14 protein-coding genes, 8 tRNA genes and 1 pseudogene are annotated in these 23,984 nt (G+C 33.0%); 1 reads left to right on the forward strand and 22 read right to left on the reverse strand.

The window, feature by feature from the left end; all coding sequences use genetic code 11:
• The first annotated feature begins 419 nt into the window (after positions 1–419).
• Complete coding sequence (locus CCE28_RS14630) at positions 420–1,103, forward strand: helix-turn-helix transcriptional regulator (protein WP_095134478.1); 684 nt, start codon at positions 420–422, stop codon at positions 1,101–1,103.
• Between the two features lie 51 nt (positions 1,104–1,154).
• Here the strand turns inward: CCE28_RS14630 and CCE28_RS14635 are convergent.
• The 22 genes and pseudogenes from CCE28_RS14635 to CCE28_RS14740 all read right to left on the reverse strand — a co-directional run bounded on the left by CCE28_RS14635 (position 1,155) and on the right by CCE28_RS14740 (position 23,708).
• A tRNA-Arg gene (locus CCE28_RS14635) sits at positions 1,155–1,231 on the reverse strand.
• A gap of 262 nt (positions 1,232–1,493) precedes the next feature.
• Positions 1,494–1,567, reverse strand: a tRNA-Gly gene (locus CCE28_RS14640).
• Between the two features lie 36 nt (positions 1,568–1,603).
• Positions 1,604–1,679 (reverse strand) — tRNA-Lys (locus CCE28_RS14645).
• Positions 1,680–1,685: 6 nt separating this feature from the next.
• Positions 1,686–1,761, reverse strand: a tRNA-Gln gene (locus tag CCE28_RS14650).
• A gap of 9 nt (positions 1,762–1,770) precedes the next feature.
• Positions 1,771–1,846 (reverse strand) — tRNA-His (locus CCE28_RS14655).
• Positions 1,847–1,882: 36 nt separating this feature from the next.
• Positions 1,883–1,959: transfer RNA gene (locus CCE28_RS14660), tRNA-Arg, on the reverse strand.
• Positions 1,960–1,974: 15 nt separating this feature from the next.
• A tRNA-Gly gene (locus CCE28_RS14665) sits at positions 1,975–2,048 on the reverse strand.
• Between the two features lie 22 nt (positions 2,049–2,070).
• A tRNA-Pro gene (locus tag CCE28_RS14670) sits at positions 2,071–2,147 on the reverse strand.
• 267 nt (positions 2,148–2,414) lie between these two features.
• On the reverse strand, positions 2,415–2,882 hold the full coding sequence (locus tag CCE28_RS14675) for a metallophosphoesterase (RefSeq protein WP_176461847.1): 468 nt from the start codon (positions 2,880–2,882) through the stop codon (positions 2,415–2,417).
• Positions 2,883–2,893: 11 nt separating this feature from the next.
• Positions 2,894–3,484, reverse strand: coding sequence for an XTP/dITP diphosphatase (locus CCE28_RS14680; protein ID WP_095134480.1), 591 nt, complete (start codon positions 3,482–3,484; stop codon positions 2,894–2,896).
• 191 nt (positions 3,485–3,675) lie between these two features.
• Positions 3,676–4,407 (reverse strand): annotated as a pseudogene (gene rph / locus CCE28_RS14685) (ribonuclease PH); the annotation flags it as partial.
• A gap of 145 nt (positions 4,408–4,552) precedes the next feature.
• Complete coding sequence (locus CCE28_RS14690) at positions 4,553–5,560, reverse strand: GerMN domain-containing protein (RefSeq protein ID WP_095134482.1); 1,008 nt, start codon at positions 5,558–5,560, stop codon at positions 4,553–4,555.
• A 98-nt stretch (positions 5,561–5,658) separates the two neighbouring features.
• The gene (locus tag CCE28_RS14695; protein WP_095134483.1) at positions 5,659–6,171 is read right to left on the reverse strand and encodes a DUF2179 domain-containing protein; all 513 of its coding nucleotides are present in this window, start codon (positions 6,169–6,171) and stop codon (positions 5,659–5,661) included.
• A gap of 138 nt (positions 6,172–6,309) precedes the next feature.
• Positions 6,310–8,397 (reverse strand): N-acetylmuramoyl-L-alanine amidase family protein, encoded by a 2,088-nt coding sequence (locus CCE28_RS14700; protein ID WP_176461848.1) that lies wholly within the window; start codon positions 8,395–8,397, stop codon positions 6,310–6,312.
• Between the two features lie 949 nt (positions 8,398–9,346).
• Positions 9,347–10,984, reverse strand: coding sequence for a peptide ABC transporter substrate-binding protein (locus CCE28_RS14705; protein WP_207652908.1), 1,638 nt, complete (start codon positions 10,982–10,984; stop codon positions 9,347–9,349).
• Between the two features lie 218 nt (positions 10,985–11,202).
• Entirely contained in the window at positions 11,203–15,096 is a 3,894-nt protein-coding gene (locus CCE28_RS14710; RefSeq protein ID WP_095134485.1) for a hemoblobin-interacting domain-containing protein, read from the reverse strand.
• Between the two features lie 12 nt (positions 15,097–15,108).
• Positions 15,109–17,883 carry an S-layer homology domain-containing protein gene (locus CCE28_RS14715; RefSeq protein ID WP_095134486.1) on the reverse strand — a complete coding sequence of 925 codons (2,775 nt, stop codon included), beginning with the start codon at positions 17,881–17,883 and terminating at the stop codon, positions 15,109–15,111.
• A gap of 248 nt (positions 17,884–18,131) precedes the next feature.
• Positions 18,132–19,754, reverse strand: coding sequence for a peptide ABC transporter substrate-binding protein (locus CCE28_RS14720; protein ID WP_095134487.1), 1,623 nt, complete (start codon positions 19,752–19,754; stop codon positions 18,132–18,134).
• Between the two features lie 79 nt (positions 19,755–19,833).
• A complete protein-coding gene (locus CCE28_RS14725; protein ID WP_095134488.1) occupies positions 19,834–20,814 on the reverse strand; it encodes an ABC transporter ATP-binding protein in 981 nt (326 codons plus the stop codon).
• Between the two features lie 3 nt (positions 20,815–20,817).
• Positions 20,818–21,831 carry an ABC transporter ATP-binding protein gene (locus CCE28_RS14730; protein ID WP_278277565.1) on the reverse strand — a complete coding sequence of 338 codons (1,014 nt, stop codon included), beginning with the start codon at positions 21,829–21,831 and terminating at the stop codon, positions 20,818–20,820.
• Between the two features lie 11 nt (positions 21,832–21,842).
• On the reverse strand, positions 21,843–22,769 hold the full coding sequence (locus CCE28_RS14735; protein ID WP_095134490.1) for an ABC transporter permease: 927 nt from the start codon (positions 22,767–22,769) through the stop codon (positions 21,843–21,845).
• A 15-nt stretch (positions 22,770–22,784) separates the two neighbouring features.
• Positions 22,785–23,708 (reverse strand): ABC transporter permease, encoded by a 924-nt coding sequence (locus CCE28_RS14740; protein WP_095134491.1) that lies wholly within the window; start codon positions 23,706–23,708, stop codon positions 22,785–22,787.
• Between the last annotated feature and the right edge of the window lie 276 nt (positions 23,709–23,984).

The following is a 23,984-nucleotide window of genomic DNA, read 5'->3' on the forward strand; positions in this document are numbered from 1 at the left end:
TTATTTTTTAAACCTAATCATAATGATTTAGGATTTTAGACTATTATAGTTAACTTTCTTATCCATCCCTCGATACAATATTATCACCGTTATAAATTTTCGTCAAGGATTTTTATTAAATATTCTTAATTGTAAGAATATTTAATCATGTCCCCATTGATAATTTGCTAATAATTTAGTGTTTTTTTATTGTTTTTTCATTTCAAGGCTATTCCAGTTCATATTCGCCCGATTTTTTCTATTTGTTTTTATGTTTCACTGCAAATCATCAATATATTTTTTTATCATGATAATAATTTATTTTTATGCCTTTTCTTATAGTATTGCATTTTTTCTATTATCATGATAATGTACTATATATGTTATAGTATATTTTTCCTAAAGCATTTCAATAAGAAGAATAAAAGTAGGTGGATAAAATGAACCAAACTATGCTAAAGCAATATAGCGTTCTTGTAGAATTTTTGGGCAAGACCTTAGGTCCTGACTACGAAGTAGCCCTTCATGATATAGGCGATTATACCAATTCTATAGTAGCCATCGCCAACGGTCATATTAGCGGTCGAACTATTGGCGCTCCAATGACAAATCTAGGCTTAAATGTAATTTCAGATAAAAGCTATAAAAATAAAGACTATAAACTCAACTACAACGGAGTCTCTAAAGATCAAAGGATTTTGAGATCTTCAACCATGTTTATTAAAGATGAGAACGAAGAATTAGTAGGCATGTTATGTATTAACTTTGACGACAAAAGATACGTAGACATTACCAATCAAATATTAAAGTTATGCCATCCTGATGAATTAATTGAACAAAATAGTACTTATGAATCTGTAAGTTCTATTGCAGCTGAAGCTGAAAGTTTCTCGGGTTCCATTACCGAAGTAACCACCAACGCATTAAAAAAAATATCATCAGATAATAACATTCCAATTGATCGCTTAACCCAGGATGAACGCTTACACATCGTAGATATTTTAAACCAGAAGGGTATATTCATGCTAAAAGGTGCCGTAAGTGAAGTTGCAAAACAGCTCCATTGTTCAGAACCCAGTATCTATAGATACCTAAGTAAGCTCAATAAAGTTAAAGAAGATTAAAAAAAAATAATAAAAAAAAGAATCCTTATTTAAAGGATTCTTTTTTTATTCTGGCGCGCCATGAGGGACTCGAACCCCCAACCAACTGGTTCGAAGCCAGCTACTCTATCCGATTGAGCTAATAGCGCATACATTTGTTTTTCATACCGATACATTATATTATAAACAAAGAAAAATACAAATTCAAGACCAAAATTTCTTTTTTACAATATTTTATAACAAACTTTATTTTACCATATTTCCCTACATATAGCATTCCTTTTCTTGCACATTAAAATCTTTAATTATCTTCTTATATTATATTAATATTATCTATAATTCATTCTTTTTTATGCAATAAAAAAGCCCTAAGCCAGTATCCTTAACCAACTTAAGACCTCATGTATGTATTGGAGCGGATGATGAGAATCGAACTCACATAACCAGCTTGGAAGGCTGGAGTTTTACCACTAAACTACATCCGCATACTTTAATCATGAAAATTTTATATTTTGTGTAAATGGTGACCCATCCGCGGCTCGAACGCGGGACACCTTGATTAAAAGTCAAGTGCTCTACCAACTGAGCTAATGGGTCNATTACTGGCTGGGGTAGCAGGACTCGAACCTACGCATGCCAGAATCAAAATCTGGTGCCTTACCGACTTGGCGATACCCCAAGGTAATAATGGGGTGGATGATGGGATTTGAACCCACGCATGCAGGAGCCACAATCCTGTGTCTTAACCACTTGACTACACCCACCATGTTTTTCTTATTCTCTTTTCTAAATCTATATAATGGCGGGTCCACAGGGATTCGAACCCCGGACACACGGCTTAGAAGGCCGTTGCTCTATCCAACTGAGCTATGAACCCACACTAAAACGGTACTGGAGCGGATGATGAGAATCGAACTCACATAACCAGCTTGGAAGGCTGGAGTTTTACCACTAAACTACATCCGCATGCTATTCATCTATATAAAAGTGGTCGGGGTGGCAGGATTTGAACCCGCGGCCCCCTGGTCCCAAACCAGATGCGCTACCAAACTGCGCTACACCCCGCTCTCACTGACGAAGACTAGTATAAAACATATGGAGTTCATAGTCAATAGATATTACAAGCCATTATCCTTATTTAAATAGTTTTTTCTCTGTTTTTCTACCTTTTTCTTCGTTTTCTTATAGAAATTGAATTTTTGTTTTACATTCTAAGAATACGTTTTCCCCTTTTTATATTTTCCATTATAATGGAAAATATTCATATTTTTTCTAATTACTAAAAAAGACTTGAAATTAAAAATTCCAAGCCTTTCCCTTATGTTTTCTAGGTTATATTTCTACAATCCTAGCATTTACACTATCTTCTTCTACATTTAGTATTCCATATGAAGCTTTACTTCCCCTAGGTTTAGTAAGACTTCCTGGATTCATTATTAGTACATCTTTAGCTTGTTCCTTTAAGTTTTTATGAGTATGCCCATATAAGGCCACATCGCAACCTAAACTCTTGGCCTTGTAATATAAATTATTCAGAGTTACTTTCACATTATATTTATGGCCATGAGTAAGTAATAATTTATGACCTTCTATATCTAATACCATTTCATCTTCTGCGTATTCTTCGTAATCACAGTTTCCTCTTATTCCTACCACTTCTAATCCTAATTTATCATTAATATATATGGCATCCTTAAAATTATCACCTAAATGTATACATAAATCTGCTTTTTCTTTTTTCACTATTTTTTCTGCTATAGTCGTATCTCCATGGGTATCACTTAACACTAATATCTTCAAGACTTGGCCTCCTATAACAATTCTGCTAGTTTCTCTCTTAATTTCACTAGTGCATTTGCCCTGTGACTAATCTTATTTTTTATATCTGACCCAAGCTCTGCAAAGGTCTTATCATATCCATCTACTATAAATAGTGGGTCATATCCGAATCCAGATTTACCCCTTTTCTCATATCCTATTTCGCCTACACATTCTCCCCTAACGTGGAACTTTCTTCCATCAGGAAAGGCAACAGATATAACAGATACGAATCTAGCTTTTCTATTTTCTTCATCTTCTAACATTTCAATTAATTTTTTATTATTATCCTCATCTGTAGCATTTTCTCCTGCAAATCTAGCTGAATATACACCAGGCCTATTATCTAGAGCATCTACTTCTAACCCTGAATCATCAGCTATTACTACAGCATTAATTCTACTCATAACTTCTACTGCCTTTTTCATGGAATTTTCTTCAAAAGTTTCTCCATCTTCAACTACTTCTAAATTTCCTAATCCCACTTCATCTAGACTCTTAATATTAATATTAAATTCCTTTAATATGTCACCGATTTCTTCTAGTTTGTGCTTATTTCTCGATGCTAATACCATTTCTTTCATCTTGTTATTCCTCCACAATTCTTCTTAGGCGTATGAAAATAAATACCAAGTCAAAGATGCGACGGATACTTTGCGAAATACGAAGAGTTGGGTTCCGCTGATGGTAGTGCTATCAGTGGGTTCCAAAGATGAAGTAGTTCACAAAATAGACTAGCATACTGACTAGTTATTTATTTGAATATGCCTTACCCTATTAACTCAGCCACTGGACCTAGAGCTTCCCTTTGTATTTCGTTTAATTCTCTATTACCCTTTTCTGCTAATTCTAATAATCTATTAAGTTCACTTCTTGTAAATGGACTTTCTTCTCCAGTTCCTTGTACTTCTACAAATTCACCATTATCTGTCATAATAACGTTCATGTCCACCTTTGCATTTGAATCTTCTTCATAACAAAGATCAAGTACAGGTTCTCCATTAACTACTCCAACGCTAATTGCAGAAACCATATTCTTAAGTGGAATCTTATTAATTGCCTTTTCTTCATATAATTTATGTAATGCTAATGCTAATGCTACAAAGGCTCCTGTAATAGATGCGGTTCTAGTTCCTCCATCTGCTTGCATAACGTCACAATCTATCCAAACAGTTCTCTCTCCTAAGGCATCCAAATCTACTACGGAGCGTAATGCTCTTCCTATTAACCTTTGAATTTCCTGTGTTCTTCCTTCTACTTTACCTCTACTAGATTCTCTTATCTTTCTAGTTTGGGTAGACCTTGGTAACATGGAGTATTCTGCCGTTACCCATCCAGTTCCTTTTCCTTTTAAAAATGGAGGAACTCTATCTTCTATAGAAGCTGAACATATTACTTTTGTATTTCCCATTTCTATTAAAACAGATCCTTCTGCATATAACAAAAAATCTTTATTAATTTTAGTGGATCTTAATTGATCTATTTCTCTACCATCAAATCTACTCATTTTCATCTTCCTCTCGTTTCCTTTGTCAAATTCAATTTCATAACTATTTTACCATATCTTTTATTTTCTCCTAAACATATATTTTTATTGATTTTTAAATAATTACTTTTTTCCAAAGAAAAAAAGCCAATGAAGTCATTGGCTTTTAATATTCATTAGCAAATGTTGGTACAGCTACGGGCTCCTTATTTTCTTTTACTTCTAATTTCTTACCATCTTTAAAGAGCTTAACTCCCACCACATCTTTATATATTTCCTTTACCGTTAAAGCAAAATATTTGGATACTTTTTGTACAAGTTCCCTATCCTCTTCTATTTCACCAATTTCTTCTGATAAATTAATACATGCAATACTATCATTAATATCTACTCCTATAACTTTAGTGCCAAGGGGAATGTCACTATAAAGTCCACTTCCTGCTGGAGGACCTTCCACTAATGCATCTAAGGCGTTATATAAAGTCACACCTGTTTGGTCTGCCTTATCTAATTCTTTAGTCACAGGAACAAAGTAAGATTCAATTCCGTTTGTAGTACTTTCATAATATACTACAACTTTATCTTCATTCTGATTATTTCCCACATAGTTTATATCTTTTCTACTCATACCGTCAAAGGCTATGTCTGTTCCAAATTCAAATTTACTCACTTCTTTTCCCTCTATCATAAAATCCACCTTATCTATTGTAGGAAATTCTGTCAAAGTATATACTATTGATTTAAGCACTATTTCCTCGTCACTTTTTGAAGTAAGATTTAAAAACTCCTTAGAAAAATTTACTGTACATAATCCATCTTTAATATTCATACCCTTAATTTGTGTATTTGGTGGAATAACAGGTAGTAAACCTAGAGCTTCCATTTCAATTTTATTCTCTTCTGTATCAATGAGTTCTCTAAGTGTTGCCTTTCCAATACCTTCTTCCCAAGGAATTTTTCTCATTACTGGTACTAAAAATCCTTTATCGTCCTTGTAATATAAAACAGTGTTCCTAAGACCTTCATCTTCTACAGCAACCTCTGTACTATCTACTATACTAGAAGATTCTTCATCTTTTAAAAATTTCATTACCATACTTATCGGATTTGTATATATTACTACTCCAACCATCATTACTAGCACTAAAAGTATGGCTAAAATCCTATTCCTCATACAACCCCTCCCTAAAAACTATATATATAAAAAGTATATTAGCTTTTCCCTCAACCTATGTATACTTTTTGTCTCTAGAGACGGATTATTTTAAAATACTATTTTCTTTTCATATAACCGCCACTAATATGTTTAGTATCTTTTATAGTTACAAAGGCATCCTTATCAAACTCATCTAATATTTTGTGTAACTTAAATTGTAAGTTTCTTTTTACTACCATATTTAGTATATGCCTTTTACCATCTCTCCCATTTCCTTCTACCACTGTTACTGCAAAACCTTCGTCTCTTAGGGCTTTTATCATATCTGCTCTATTTCCTTTAGTTATTATCTGATAAGATACATGGCCTAGAGCGATTTTTTGCTCTAACCATATTCCTACTATTTGGCCACTTCCAAATCCCAAAGAATAGGCTATTAAATTTCCAATATTATCAAGTTGACTCATAATCTTTGTTAAAACAGTTATATAAATAAATACCTCCACACAGCCTAGCATGGCTGCTTGAAACTTTTTACCTCTTACTACTAAAATAGTTCTCACTACACTTATGGATACATCTAATATTCTAGCTCCAAATATAATTAAGTATCCTAAAAATAATTCCATTTCCCTTTTAAACCTCCTAAAAGCATTTTTATCTTTTAACCAGATGATTATATATAAATTATTATTAGAAAACAATAGAAAATTATAAATATTTTTGCCTTAAAAAAACAGCTCTCAAAATTTTGAGAGCTGTTTATTCTACATTTTTGAATCAAAATATGCTTTTATACCTTCAAACATGGCCTGAGCAGCCTTTTGTCTATAAGCTTCTGTAGCTATATTGGCTTCTTCTTTACTATTAGATAAGAATCCCATTTCCGTTAATACGGCTGGCATTTTCGTTTCTCTTATTACTACTAGTTTTGGTCTGTGTACAATACCTTTGTCTGGAGCATTTAATACATTTACCATTTTATTTTGCATTATTCTAGCAAAGTTCTTATTATCCCTAAATGGATCATCTCCATTATAAAGAACTTGTACCCCTCGTATATTACTATTTCCATGGGCATTGTAGTGAACACTCACAAAGGCATCTGCATTTAATCCATTTGCTATTTTGGGTCTTTCATAAAGACCCACATAAGTGTCATCTTTTCTAGTTAAATAAGTTTTAAATCCAGCCTCTTGAAGTAATTTTTCAAGTCTTAATGAAGTCTCTAAAGCTGCATCCTTTTCCTTCACCTTGAAAGTAGGACCAATGGCTCCTGGATCCTTACCACCATGACCTGCATCTATTACTATAAGTTTTCCTTTGTACTTAGATTCAGCTATGGCCTTATTAGTAAACTCTAATATTAAAGCATTAGAACTATTATCTAGATAATCTTTATAAGTTATTTTGTCATATAAATATACATTTACATAGTAGTACTTACCATCATCCCTTATACTTATATTCTTAACTATATCATCATACATTTCTAAATCTATAGCTTGAAGATTAGCGTATTCTTTAGGAACGTTTACTGTTAATTTATTCTTAGAGCTATCGTACTTAATTTCACTCTTTACATTTTCCTCTAATTTAATTGTGAATAGTCCTCTTTCTTGAGATTCCTTATAGTAGTTAATAGTATCTAGCGGCTTATTATTTATGTATATTACTACATCATTTTCCTCTGGAGATACAAATATATCATCAGCACTTTGTCCTTCTTCTAAATCTAATACGACCCTAACTATCTTGTCGTCTTTATCATAGTTTATATCCGGTTCAAACTGAGCCATCCTTATGGACTTAAGTCCTGCTTTATTCACATCTATCTTATTAGTATTTACAGCTAATTCTGCATTTAGAATATCCACAACCATCCTATCTCCCAAATTAATAGTATTTATTATTGGATATTCTTGAGTATTAATAACTACTGCATCTATACCTAATTTTTTAGTCACTTTAACATTTTTAACTTTATTGGAGAATTCAATTTTTATTCCCCCTGCTTTTTCGTCATAGTATACTCTATGGGATCTTGGGTGAGATAAATCAATAACTACCCTTGTTACCTCACGGGGCTCCTTTTCAAACAAAGATGCCCTAATAGAAGCTATACCATTGAAATTTATATCCTTTTTCCATAATCCTGTTATGGCAACATTAGAATTTGGTATATCCAATGAAGCATTTGGTATATCTACAACTAATCTATCTTGTCCACCATATTTACTTCCTTCTAAGTATAAATACTTGCTATTTACTTCTCCAGTGGTTTTAATACACACGTAAGAAGTAGCTCCTATTTCATAATAAGAAATATCTTTAATAGATTGCTTTGGACGGTCCACTGTGGCTGTCATGGTCTCGCCTATCCAATTTACTTCCATTCCTAATTGTTCTACTACAAATCTTAAAGGAACCATAGTTCTGTAGTTTCCGTTGTATCCTAAAAGTTTCGCAGGAACATCATTGGGTAATTTTACCTTTTTCCCATTTACATAGGCTGTAGCACTGTCAATTTTTAAAACAATTATTTTGTCCTCAGCTACTATGGTAGCTTCTTGTTTTTCTTGATTCCAAGAAATTTCAGCTCCTAGTTTTTCAACTACGAACCTTATTGGTACTAGAGTTCTACTCTTACCTTTTATAGTGTATAAAATAGATGGCACATCAGTGTAGACATCCTCGCCACCCATTAATAGGTTAACGCCTGCTACTTCCTGAGTTTTTTTGGAGATACCATCTACCACTTCGACCATGCTTCTTTGCTCTTTTTCACCAAAGGAAGCCATGGTCATCGACATGAACACTAAGATAGCTAAAAATACTGATATGATACGTTTCATGGTATGTCCCCCTAATTTAATTTTAGGCATAATTAGTCAATATTTTGTGATATATGTAGTTTTAAATCGACTAATCGCTCCACCTTAAATTGTATACGTTTTTGTGTCGTAATTCAATGTCTCTGAAACATTTGTAATATAGATGTAACTACTTAATAAATTAATCATATTTTTTTAAAGTATAATTAATATTTATTACATTTTTTTCAAGTATAAATTAAATATTATTTCAAATACTATCTTTAGGAGGGGATTAATATGGTAAACATTAATTGCTCTCTAGGTTGCATATATGAAGAAAACGGCAAATGCAATCTAACCCATATTACATTTTCATCCTCAACTCCTCATCCCGAATGCATGTATTTTATTCCCAAAGTAACACCAGTTCCTTCCTCCCATTTATCTAGTAATACATATAAAAAAACCGAGTAACCCTCGGTTTTTTTATATGTATTAAATTATGTCATTGTGAAAACTATTGATAAATAAAAAATAAGGAGATGTGGGGGAAGAATTCCCCTGCCTCCTTAAAGGAGGGGGGGCAGATTGCGTTAGCATACGCCCGCGGGAACCATAGGCTTCCATAACGAATCATAGGTCGTATGACTTTTTATATTTTTGTTATTTATTTTTTACAAGTAAAAACCCCTTCCAAGGAAGGGGTCTAATTTAACTATTTCATATCCATAAATCCGAAGAAGTAGTGACCTAACTTAGTTCTTTGTAAGTTAACTAGGTTCTCTCTTTCTAAGGCTGGTTGAGTATAGTAATTAATTGGCATTACTATCATTTCATCCANCTTAAAGGAGGGGGGGCAGATTGCGTTAGCATACGCCCGCGGGAACCATAGGCTTCCATAACGAATCATAGGTCGTATGACTTTTTATATTTTTGTTATTTATTTTTTACAAGTAAAAACCCCTTCCAAGGAAGGGGTCTAATTTAACTATTTCATATCCATAAATCCGAAGAAGTAGTGACCTAACTTAGTTCTTTGTAAGTTAACTAGGTTCTCTCTTTCTAAGGCTGGTTGAGTATAGTAATTAATTGGCATTACTATCATTTCATCCATCATCATCTTTTCTGCATCGTATAACATTTTAAATCTTTCTTCTCCAGTTGTTGACTTAGCACCTTCAATTAACTTGTCATACTCTTTATTTCTCCATTGAGCATCGTTATTTCCAGAGTAAGATAACCATAAATCTAACATAGTCATAGGATCTGCATAGTCTCCAATCCATCCAGCTCTTGCTATGGAGAAGTTACCATTGTGTCTAGTATCTTGGAATACTGCCCACTCTTGGTTTCTAAGTGTAACATTGATTCCTAAGTTCTTTCTCCACATTTCTTGAACAGCTTCTGCTACTGCCTTATGCTTATCATTAGTATTATATATTACTTCTAGTTCAGGGAAGCCTTCTCCATTTGGATATCCAGCTTCTGCTAATAATTTTTTAGCTTCTTCAACTTGTGCCTTAGTTGGGTCAATACCATAGTCTCCAGCAACTTCTCTGAAATCTTTTCCCTCATGGTCTACTAAGTTTGGAGGAACGAATCCAGTAGCAGGAATCTCTCCACCTAACATTACATTTTCAACGATTTGCTTTCTATCAATAGCTAATGTTAAAGCTTTTCTTACTCTTACATCATTAGTAGGCTCTTTTTCTACGTTGAATATATAGTAGTAAGTTCCCACATATGGATAAATTCTAAATGCAGATTCTTCCTTTTGAAGTCTTGGAATTTCTTGTAGAGGTATTTCAGATTCAACAAAATCAATATCTCCACTCTCATAAGCTGCTAATGAAGTAGATTGGTCTACTATCATTAAAACTTCTGATTTATCAATATTAACTTTATCTGCTTGCCAATAATTTTGATTCTTTTCTAAAACAATCTTATCTCCTAAATGATACTCTGTTAAAATGAATGGTCCATTTGATACGGCAGTTTCAGGGTTAATAGCCCATTTTTCAGGATCCTTATCTACCATATCTTTTCTAGCTGGCATAAAAGTATAGAATGCTGTTAATTCTAAGAAGTACTCTGTAGGAGCAACTAATGTTACTTCTAAAGTCTTCTCGTCTATAACATTAATAGCCACATCGTCTAAGCTTGCCTTTCCTTCATAGGCATCTTGAGCACCTTCTATGTAGAATAATTGGAATGCATATTCAGCTGGTTGTGGAATTAGGTTAGGGTCTAAAGCTCTCTTCCATCCATATTCAAAATCATATGCAGTTATAGGTTGACCATCTGACCACTTAGTATCTCTTAATTTAAATGTATAAGTCTTTCCATCTTCACTTATTTCATAACTTTCAGCTACTGCTGGAACAATCTTTCCATCTACTTCTCTCATTAAACCTTCGAAGGTATTTGTAATAACCATACCTCCATCATGTGCACTATTTTGTTGTGGATCTAGTGTTTTTGGCTCAGAACCAAGATTCCATTTAAATACTTTTTCTACTTTAGCTTCTTCTTTAACTTCCTCTGTTGCAGGTTTGCTACCACATGCTGCAAAAGAAGTTATAACTAGCATGAAGATAAGCATTAGTGATAATGTTTTTTTAAGCACAGTACTCCCTCCCGTTTTTAAAAAATTTTGTTATTTCTGAAAATTATATCATTTTCTCGGCCATTTGTCCAATCCTTGTGGACAAAACTATACCTGATATATATATATGTCCCACTTAAAATTAAATGCCATAAATAATCTTAATGATTTCTTAAGAAATGCAAAAATGCTTTTTCCTCTTAGGGAAAAAGCATTTTTAATTATAATTTTATTTTTAATTAATTCTTTGCATATACAGACTCAGTTACAGTCTCATATCCATTTACTTCCAATTCAATACTATACTCCTTTGGTTCATCAAAGTATTCCCCATTAATTATTAAAAAGAAATCTTTAAAATAGGACCCCTCTTCTATTATGTCATAATTAGAAACATTTTTTTCATCTACCTTAATGTTTCCTTCTTGTTCCAGAGCCTCCTTGTATGTTGCAGTCTCTCCCCAAGAGTCTCCTAACTCAAACTTAACATCTTCATTTATATTAATTTCTGATGTTACTAATAATACATCACTAGGCACTTTCTTCTTAGATATTACCACTTCAAAATCCTTATCTTCATAACCTGGAGCCTTTAAAGTAATATTGTAAGTGCCATAATCATCAAAGTTAGAACCCTTTAATACTGCTGCAGTATAAGTTGAGTAACCTTCAGTTATTTCTTTTATTTCATAATCTGTAAAGTTTTGACCATCTACTATTACAGAACCATTTTTCATAGCATCCTTATATTCTGTCTCCCAGCTATATCCTAGCTCTATTTTAATATCATCTCCTGGCTTTAATTCTGATGAATCCTTTACGCTTACACCTGAAGGTACATCCTTTAACTCTTCTACTTTTTCATAAGTTATAGTGTATGATTCACTTGATCTAAGTCCATCTTCATCTGTTGCCTCTATATCTATAGTGTTTTCACGTTCATTTAGATTTACTTTATACCCTATAACTCCATTTGTAGGTGATATAGGTGAGCCATTAAATTTAACTTTAGCTTCTATTCTCTCCATTGAAACAGAGTCTACAAACTTCACATCAAATGAAAATTCTTCTGCGTTCACTGTCTTATTCTCTAGGTTAGTAGTTAATTCAGGATTTCTTTTTTTAATTTCCTGATTTATTGATGTAGTTTTAAATCCAGTAGATTTAATTTCAATATTATAATTTCCTGGTTCATCGAATAAAGTTCCATAGAAAGTGATTTTATCCGTTTCTTTTTTAACTCTATCTAAATCTCCACCGTTTAATACTTCTCCGTTTATACTTATTTCATATATATTATTTATCCATCCACTAGTCTCATTTATAGTAATTTCTATGTCTTCTTTAAAGTAATTATTGTCCGTATCTACGGTTAGAGTTGGAGGCTCATTTGTATTTTCAATAGGGTCACCTGTTACTTCAACATTAAATTCCTTATCCTCATACCCACCAGCTTTAAGAACTATCTTATAGCTTCCAGGATTATGGAAGTTTTTCCCCTTAATATTTACACTAACAGTACTACTTGTATAATCGTCATCCTTTGTTAATTTCTCATCATTTAAATATACATCTCTTACTTCATAGCTATCTATACTAGCAGGTACTCCAGATAAATCAACTTTAATTTCGTCTCCTGTTCTCTTCGTATTTTCAGTGCTAAGTCTTACTTCAGCAGGCACTTCCATAGGAGTTCTTATCATTAATTTAGCTTCTAAATTATTATATCCTTCTGATATAAATACAATATCTGAATTTCCAGTAGTTTTAAATGCACTATATTTTATAACAAGTTTTCCATTAGATATATCTTCGTAATAATCCACATCTTTAGTTAAAGTCTCACCATTTATGCTTATGGTACCTAATTTTCTAGCCCACTCGTCTAACCCTAATTCTAAGTCTTGGCCATAGTACATGTATGTTTTATCAAATGTTGGTGGATTCTTAGGTCCTTCTGGTTCTTCTGGTAGTGTTGGTTCTTCTGGTGTAGGATCAATAACCTCGTCACCTTTAATTAAAGTAATCCTTAGTTCCTTTGTAGCATAATTTTCTGCTAAAATTTCTATTATATTTTCTCCTTCTGAGAATACAGACCCATCTATAGTTATTTTTCCTTCTTCTACTGAATATTTACTTCCATCTATATTTGCAGTCCAATATGGTCCTACTTTTATGTTAGTTATGCTACTTCTCCACTTAGGATTATCATTACTCCAAGTAATAATAACATCTTCCCCGGTCTTTTCTCCTGCTATATTCATGTTCTCAGGAACTATATCATTGACAGGATCTATAATTTCCGCTTCTCCTTCTAGACTAAATTGTACCATTTCCGTATCATATCCATAACTTTCTATGATTACAGTCTGCTGAGTATTATCCTTAAATAACTTTTCATTTAATACAATCTTATCACTTTGAGTTTTATATTCCCAACCACTAGTTGAAGCTGTAATAGGTAGAAGATACTTACCGTTTAATTTTACTGATTTTAAGTTTTCTACATAGTCTTCATCTACGCCTACTATATTTACATGCTCCCCTATGTTTTTAGTTTCATCATCTATATCTAGATTCATAGAAGCCTTTTCTACAAATACATTAACCTTAGCATTTTTATACCCATAGGCCTCTATAATGATTTCATTCTCTTCCCTAGTAAACCTATTTGGGGTTATGTGTATTTCATTGTCTTGTATAGAATATTCACTTTTGAATAAAGTAGTAGTACCTACTTTTATATTAGATATTCTATCTTTCCACTGGTCATCATTAAATCTTAATTTTACTATATTTCCTAATAGGGATTCTTCCACTTCTACAGTAGGTGCAACTTCAAGGGTCTCATCTCCATAAGGCTGTGCCTCTCCGAACTGTCCATCTTCTAGTATGTATTTCACATTATATGGTCTATCATTCCAGTCTTCTGCATCTGGACTATTTAAGTATTCGTCAAAACTTAAATACTTACCTTGTACCTTTGCATCTTCATAGGCATTGGTATACCCACTATAAGATAGTACCCTCTTTTCACCCTCTTTAGCTACTGCATCTTTTATAGTGTCATTCCAAACAGCTAATACCCTTTGGGATTTTTCTGTACCCATATCTAACTTTTGTAATATCTGTGCATTAGATATTAGGTCAAAATCAAATACCACATCTGCTGGCATTATTATACTTCCTCCAGATCCACCGGAATCACCACCAGAGCCACCACTTGTAGATGCACTTGTTAATACGTCTACACTAGTATTTTTAGATGTATTAGTTGATCCAGATGGCATACTCAGTTCATTATTATGATCCGTAACTGGATTTACATATGAACCGTCATTCTCCTCTACTATGAAAGTTTTCTCCATATCCTTATATCCTGTAGCCTTTACTGTGACTGTATGTTGCCCTGGAGTAAGCTTTCCTAAAGCATCATTTTCTAATCTCACTAAGTTAGATACTACATGATACTCTTCACAATCTCCCTTTAAAACCTTACCATCTAATAAGACAGTATGGATTGGATTTGTTACCCTATAATTAAAATCCTTTAATTCTAATAGTAAATCCATTCCAGCTATAGGATGAAAATCTGGGTGAATAGTTAAAAGTCCCTCAGATACTATATGTACGCTTATTCTAGCTTCATCATATCCAGTAGAATAAATCTTTAAATCATGACTATCATTATAATCAATTGGTCTTGAATCACTATACAATGTAATCTTTCCATCTTCGATTTTAAAGTTAATATCCGCTTCTAAATCTGGATTTCCTGTATAGGGATCAATTTTAGTTATTCTATATATATTGGCCTGCCATTGTTTTGCCTCTGGCGTAGAATCATCGAAGGATATTTCCACATTCTTTCCATACTCTGTATCATGCGTATTAAGTTCTGGTATTCTCACATCTACTTCTTGTTCATCATTCGATGTACTAAATTGAGTAATTGAAGGAGTATATTTTATATTTCCATCTTTGTCATAATTTGTCTTATGATAGTCCCACATGTATAGTGGCTTATGTCCATAAATTTTACTTGGTGCTCCATAAGCATATATGCCTGAACTTAAGACTTGAGTAGCTATTATAGTCATAGCTAAACCTTTTTTTAACCCTTTATTCAACATTTCTAATCCTCCCTATTTAAGTGTAAATATTTCTTTTGTTTCATCTTTTACTACTTTTAATTCTTGTTCTCCCGTATGACCTAATTCTATTTTCACAACAGTTCCCTCTGTATTGACTTTTTTAATACTTTCTTCATTTCCATTTATATAGAATTTATAATTTTCTGCAGTTCCTTCCTTTATTACCACTACTGCATACATTACATTTTGAATTTCCATTATTTTAGTTTTATTTGGATCTATGATTTTATATTTACCGTCTTCTATAATTTCTTCTGTAGTATTATAAAATTTAATTCCTATATGTTTTTCTAAACCTTCAAATGAATCTATTACATTTTCAAAGAGTTCAGGTAAAAGTATTAATTTTATTTCTTTTGAATTCTCTTCTCCATGGGATAGGGCATTCCCAATCATCTCTAAGTTTAGATTCTTATCATCTATCCTATTTAACTTTAATTTTAATCCAGCTGGAACATCTTTTAATGCACTAGCCCCACTTATAGTATCTATTTCACCATAATTTGATTTTGTAGAGAATATGGCCTTTGTATCATTAGCTATAGCTAAGTTTATAGTATTTTTTATACTACCATCATTAGTTGAAGCCTCTATAAATTCAAGTTCATCCATTATCAATTGATTTCCTAATAAATTATCATTAATCTTAGGTTCTGAATTATTAATAAAACTGAATACCTCTTCTGAATTGTCACTTTTATTAACCACTTTTAAATTTTCAACTTCTTTAGTATTCAATTCTAATTTTAAAATAGTTCCCTCTGTATTGACTTTCAATGGATCCCCAAGATTTCCGTCTAAATAAAACTCATAATCATCCACATTTCCTTTTTTAAGCACTACAACGGCATATAATACATTATGGATTTCCATTATATCTGTTTTACTTGCATCTATAATTTTATATTTATCATCCGTTTCTTTATCACCGGTTCCCGGGTCTGGTGTTTCTGGTGTTTCTTCTGATCCATCCGTTTTATTGTGGAATTCAATTGGCAACATGGCAAAGGTCCCAGCGATGCTATCCTTTATCCCTTCAAACATATTATTTTCAAGTATAAACTTAATTGTCTTAGAACTTTCTCCATGATTGTTAGCTTTTCCAATCATTTTAAGTTCTAATGTTTTATCATTTATTCTCTTTATTTCTAATTTTAATCCCTGTGGAATTGGTGTATCTTTAACAACACTTGCTCCCGTAATTGTATCTATTGTTCCAGTCTTTATATTTGATGCAAACTTTACATCTTTTCCATCTTTGATTACTAACTTTAATGTATTTCCCACACTTCCGTCATTTTCACTAGACTCTTTAAATGCTCCCCCTATTAATGTCATATCATTTTCTGTAAAGTCTTCCTTTGGTTGTGTTTGGTTTGAAGAACTTCCACCTCCACCTCCACCACCTGAAGGTTTTTTCTTTGATGCTGAACTAGTTGCATCTGTCTTGCCTTCACTTTTCTTAATTTCATTCCCTCTTATATATATTTTTTGCTCTTTCGTAACTTTTTTATCGTTTATTTTTACTTCCTTACCTTGGACTTTAAAATCATCTATCTTTCCTTCATTTTTTATCTGAATCTCTTTAACTTTTTTTCCAACCTCTAATTTCTTTATGTTAGAGTTTTTTGACACTTCCATTTTGGCGTTATTTTCCATTTTTATAGTTTCTACTTTTGTATTGTCTTTTAATACAACGCGTACTTTACCATCTTTTTTAGCAACAACCACTTCACCTACTGATGAATTACTAAAGTAGATACTATTAAGGCCTCCACCTTCTATGTAAACTTTTCCAGTTATTTGAGAGTTGTTTATTTCAACTTCTCCATCTCCTATACCTTCTGTTAAGTATAAGTTACCTTTAACTGTAGTATTTTCCAAGATGACTCCTTCAGTGTTTATGACTAAGTTAGATGGGATAACATTATCTTTATAAGTGCCCTTTGTATTATATAGTTCTCCCATAGTATTCTTTAATATGGTCATACCTTCTGCTCTAGATAAAAGCTTTTTAGGTTTAAATGTATTATCTTCGTATCCACTTACATATTTATTAGCCAATAATATATTTATATTCTCCTGTGCATAAGGAGCAATTTCCTTAGAGTCTTCAAAACTTAATTTGGTATCATTATCACCAATTAATTTAAAAGCATTAACCACCATAGTGGATGCTTCTTCCCTAGTTATGTAGGCATTAGGTTTGGCTAATAATTCACCTTCCACTTCATAACCATTCATAATTCCTGCTTCTTTCCCCTTTAGAATCGCTTCTACATACCAATTAGAAGAATCTATATCTTCAAATACGTTCTCACTCTTTTCTTGAAGCCTTAGTATTTCTCCTATCATAGTTATGAATTCTGCTCTAGTTACTGATTTATCTGGCTTTAATGTACCATCTGAATATCCACTTATTATTCTCTTTGATTTTAATTCACTCATCATAGCATAGGCCCAATGATCTTTTTCCTTTATTTCATTTTGTGTATTTACTTGTTTTTCTCCTACCTTTTTTTCCTCTATTTTTTCCACTGCCACCACTTTGGCAGTTTCCTTTTTCTTTTCTTCAACAGTAACCTCATTAATTGTTTTTTCTAATTTAGTAACTTCTTTTGCTACTTCCTTTACAGTGTCTTTTTTAGATGCACTAGATATGCTGTCCACCGAGCTAGTATTGGCAAAAGATGTACTAGTCATAGATATGAGTATTAGTAGGGCTGTAAGAATATGACTTACAGTTTTTTTCATATAACACTCCATTCTATAGCCTCCTTATAATTTTTTATATGAAAATAATAATCATTATCATTTCCAACATTTTCACATAATACCATACTAGTACTAACATATCAATGAGTATTCATATGAATTTGTAATTTTTTTTAAAAGTATGAAGAAAATTTACATATTTACTTATTTGTTACTTTTTTAACATCAATTCCTTACCATTTTCTAGTAAATAAAAAAAACTAGGAGATTTAATCTCCTAGTTTTTTATGTTATTAAACTTATTCTTGTATATCAGCAAATCCAAAGAAGAAATGTCCAAGTGGAGTTACTTCCCAACCTGTAACTTCAGGCTTAACTAATATTTTCTTAGTGTAGTAGTAAATTGGCATTACTATCATTTCATCCATCATCATCTTCTCTGCATCATATAACATTTTAAATCTTTCTTGTCCAGTTTGTAACTTAGAACCTTCAATTAAGTTATCATACTCTGTGCTCTTCCATTGTGCATCGTTATTTCCTGAATAAGATAACCATAAGTCTAACATAGTCATAGGGTCTGCATAGTCTCCTAACCATCCAGCTCTAGCTATAGAGAAGTTACCATTGTGTCTAGTATCTTGGAATACAGCCCACTCTTGGTTTCTTAATTCCACACTGATACCTAGGTTCTTTCTCCACATTTCTTGAATAGCTTCACCTATTGCTTTGTGTCCCTCAGAAGTGTTGTATAATACTTCTGCTGCTGGGAATCCTTCACCGTTCGGGAATCCTGCTTCTGCTAATAACTTCTTAGCTTCTTCCACGTCAGCAGTATCTTTAATTCCATAATCTCCTGCTACAGTTCTAAACTCATTTCCTTCAGCATCTAATAATCCTGGCGGTACAAATCCATTTGCAGGAAGTTCTCCTCCCTTAGATACATTGTCAGTTATTTGTTTTCTATCTATAGCCAATGTTAAAGCTCTTCTTACCTTTGGGTTATCAAATGGTGCTTTAGTTACATTGAATATATAGTAATAAGTTCCTATAGTAGGTTTAATTACAAATCCTGAATTTTTATCTTCTAAAAGTCTTGGAATTTCTTGTAAAGGTGTTCCACCTTCATTAGCATGTATATCTCCTGCCTCATATGCTGCTAAGTTAGTAGAGTAATCTACTATCATAAATGCTTCAATTTTGTCTATTTTAACTTTATCAGCTTGCCAATAATTTTCATTCTTCTTTAATACAATCTTATCTCCTAAGTGGTACTCACTTAAAACAAAAGGTCCATTTGACACAGCAGTTTCTGGGTTTGTTGCCCACTTAGCTGGGTCCTTGTCTACCATATCTTTTCTAACTGGCATATAAGTATAGAATGCTGTTAACTCTAAGAAATACGGCGTTGGAGCTATTAACTCAACTTGTAATGTCTTATCATCTACAGCTGTAATTGCCACATCATCTAAGCTTCCTTTACCTTCATATGCTTCTTGAGCACCTTTAACATAGAATAGTTGGAAAGCGTATTCTGATGGTTGTGGAATTAAGTTTGGATCTAATGCTCTCTTCCATGCATATTCAAAATCGCCTGCAGTGATAGCTTGTCCATCAGACCATTTTGCGTCTCTTATTTTAAATGTATAAGTTTTACCATCTTCACTAACTTCATAGCTTTCAGCTATTGCAGGTTCCAATTTACCATTTACTTCTCTCATTAATCCTTCAAAAGTATTATTAATTACGTGTCCACCATCAGATGCACTGTTTTGTTGTGGATCAATAGTTTTTGGCTCACCATTTAAGTTCCACTTTAATACTTTTTCACCTTCTGCTACTTCATCTTTTCCTCCACAACCTATTAATGTAGTAAAAACAAGCATTAATATCATTGCTAAGGCAAGTATTCTTTTAGTCATACTATCCCTCCTATTTTTCAAGTCCTTTTATGATAATATTTAGTGCAAGATTAATCTTGCACTAAATAACCATACAAAATTATCCTAACAGATGACATGCGGCGTAGTGACCTTCACCAACTTTTATCATCTTTGGTTCAATTTCTGCACATTTTTCCATTGCATATTGACATCTCGTTCTAAATCTACATCCAGATGGAGGATTCATTGGGCTTGGCACATCTCCCTCTAGAACAATTCTATTAGTTTCCTTAATTACATCTGGATCTGGCACAGGTATGGCAGAAAGGAGTGCTTGAGTATATGGATGCTTAGGATTATCATATACGTCATCACTAGTTCCTATTTCCACAAGTTTACCTAGATACATTACTCCAACTCTGTCAGATATGTGTCTAACCATGGAAAGGTCATGGGCTATGAATAAATACGTAAGACCTAATTCCTTTTGTAGATCAGATAACATATTTACAACTTGAGCCTGAATAGACACATCTAGGGCCGATATTGGTTCATCACAGATTATAAATTCTGGATCTACGGCAAGTGCTCTTGCAATACCTATCCTTTGACGCTGACCACCACTAAATTCATGAGGATATCTTACAGCGTGTCCAGGAGATAAACCAACTCTCTCTAAAAGATCATGGATTATTTTTAATCTTTCTTTTCCTGTAGCTATATTGTGTATGTCAATAGCCTCTCCTATAATGTCACCTACTGTCATACGAGTGTTTAATGATGCATAAGGATCTTGGAATATCATTTGTATCTTTTTTCTATAAGGCATTAACTCTTTTTGAGACATTTCAGCAATATCTTTTCCGTCATATTTAATTTCTCCATCAGTTGGTTCATATAATCTGATTAGAGTTCTACCTGTAGTAGATTTTCCACATCCTGATTCACCAACTAGACCTAAAGTTTCACCCTTATATATTTTAAAAGATACATCATCTACGGCCTTTACATGTTTTATATTTCCTCCAAAAAAGCCCTTCTTAACTTCAAAATATTTCTTTAAATTATTTACTTCTAATAGTACTTGTTTATTTTCCATAACTTACCCCCTCCTTTTTACACCAGTATCTACTTCTATTTTTGGTGCATCCTTATGAAGTAACCAACACATAGATCTTTGTCCAGTTTCTGTTGTGAAATAAGGAGGTTGTTCTGTTTCACAGACTTTCATAGTGTAAGGGCATCTAGCTGCAAATGGACATCCCTTTGGAGGATTTAGTAAATCCGGTGGAGTACCTTCAATTGGAATTAATCTCTGATTTTCTCCTAAATCCATTCTAGGAATAGATTTTAAAAGTCCCATTGTATATGGATGTTTAGGATTATAGAATATTTCCTCTGTAGTTCCTTCTTCCATTACAAGTCCACCATACATAACAATTATTCTACTACAGACATCTGCCACTACTCCTAAATCGTGAGTAATTAATATGATAGATGTATTAATTTCATCTTTTAATTTTTTCATAAGTTCTAATATTTGAGCTTGGATAGTAACATCTAAAGCTGTAGTAGGCTCATCTGCTATAAGAAGTTCCGGTTCACAGGATAGTGCTATTGCAATCATAGCACGCTGTCTCATCCCACCACTAAATTCATGGGGATATTGGTCAATTCTCTCTTCTGGAGAAGGAATTCCTACTAACTTTAGCATTTCTATAGCCTTTTCTTTAGCTACTTTTTTATCTACCTTCTGATGCTTTATGATTGATTCCATTATTTGATCTCCAATAGTATAAACGGGATTTAATGAAGTCATTGGATCTTGGAAGATCATGGCTATTTCATTACCTCTAATGGACTGCATTTTCTTTTCAGGTGTATTTACTAGATTTTCACCTCTAAATAAAATTTCTCCATTTACTATTTTTCCTGGAAATTGTAATAATTTCATTACGGACATGGAAGTAACACTTTTTCCACTTCCAGATTCACCAACTATACCTATAGCTTCTCCTTTTTTTAAAGAAAAACTCACACCTCTTATAGCTTTTATTTCTCCAACATGGGTAAAAAACGACGTCCTTAAGTCTTTAACTTCTAATATATTTTTCAAACTCATCACCTCTATTTACGTAAGCGCGGATCTAATGCGTCTCTTAGACCGTCTCCAAAGAAATTAAATGCAAGCATAGTAATACATATAGCAAGTGCTGGGAAGAACAATTGATGTGGATATGAATTAAGTCCTCCTAATGCATCACTTGCAAGCGAACCCCATGATGGCTTTGGTGCAGATACTCCAAGACCTATAAAGCTTAAGAACGACTCTGTAAATATGGCTGATGGAATCATCATTGTCATAGTTACTATAATAGGCCCCATTGCATTTGGAATTAAATGTCTAAGTAATATTCTCTTTGTACTAGCTCCTAAAGTTTGGGCTGCTAGTACATATTCTTGTTCCCTTAATGTTAATATTTGTCCCCTTACAATTCTGGCCATTCTAACCCAATAAATTGTTCCTATGGCCAAAATAACACTAGTAAGACCTGGCTTGAATACAACCATTAATATGATTGCATAAAGTACTAGGGGTATAGTTGATATAATATCTACTATTCTCATCATTGTATTATCTATCTTTCCACCTAAGTAGCCTGATATCCCTCCATATATAACTCCTATGAAGAAGTTAACCACACTGGCTACTACGGCCACCGTTAACGACACTCTTGCTCCATACACTACCCTTATGAATAAGTCTCTACCATGGGCGTCTGTTCCAAACCAGTGTTCTCCACTTGGTCCTTCGTTAGTTCTTGTTAGGTCCTGGTCCGAGAAATTATATTGTGAAATAAGGGGACCAAAGATTGCTATTAAAAATATAATTGCTATGGTTATAAGTCCTATCATAGCAAGAGGATTTTTCTTTAACCTTCTCCAAGCATCTTGCCAGTAGGTTATGATAGGTCTTTCAATTCGCTCTCTATCCTTATCTGCATGAGGAACTTTTTCCCACATGTCTGCAGAAATATTTTTGTTTATATCCATCCTTGCAGCTCCTTCCTATTCATCCAGCTTAATTCTTGGGTCTATTAATCCATATAGAATATCTACTACGAATACCATTACTATTAAGAACATTGCATAGAATATGGTTACACCCATGATTACTGTGTAATCTCTGTTATTAACACTTTCTACAAAGTATTTTCCCATTCCAGAGATAGCAAATATTCTCTCTACTACGAAAGATCCGGTAAGTATAGCTGCAACTAGTGGTCCTACATAGCTTACAACTGGAATTAATGCATTTTTAAGGGCATGTTTACCTATAACTGTAAATTCGGATAATCCTTTAGCCCTTGCAGTTCTTATGTAGTCCTGTTGCATAACTTCAAGCATACTTGAACGAGTTAATCTTGCCACAAATGACAGTGAAAATCCTGCAAGCGCTATAACTGGTCCTATATAATGCTTCCAACTACTTAATCCATGGGATGGTAATAAATTAAGTTTCGTACTGAAGAAATGAACTATTAATGTTCCTAGAACGAAACTCGGTATAGTTACTCCCAAGGTTGCCATAAACATGGCTAACTGATCTTGCCACTTCCCTTGTTTCATGGCTGATATTATTCCTATCGGTACTCCTAAGGCGAGAACTACCAATACAGATATACCTCCAACTCTTGCTGAGGTAGGGAATGTACTGGCGATAATTTCATTAACAGTCCATCCAACCCTTTGGAATGACGGTCCCAAATCTCTATTTATTATTACATCTTTTAAGTATATTACGTATTGTTCCCACACAGGCTTATCTAGATTAAATCTAGCCTCTACTACTTTCATTATGGCCTCTGGTAGTGCCTTTTCTCTAGAGAAAGGTCCTCCAGGTGCTGCGTGCATTAGGAAAAAAGTTATGGTTATTACAAATAACAGAGTAATTACCATCGATAACATTCTATTAGCAATAAACCTTCCCATCTTATCACACTCCTTTTTTTATCTTATATTTTTATTGTTTCCATAAATGTGTTTAAATACGTCTATAACGAAAAAAATTTAAAAGATTTTCAAATCCTTCCTTAAAAATAGTTTTCACTTATAGGCACCATTCCTTTCTATTGCAGTTTATAAAATTTTGTGATAATTCATTTTTGTTTTACAGTAATTTTTACAGTATCAGTACAATTCCATTAATATTCTATCATATTTTTTTGAATTTTTAAAGTATGTATGTGCAACACATACATTCGTTTT

This window comes from Anaeromicrobium sediminis (assembly GCF_002270055.1).
GTDB lineage: Bacteria > Bacillota > Clostridia > Peptostreptococcales > Thermotaleaceae > Anaeromicrobium > Anaeromicrobium sediminis.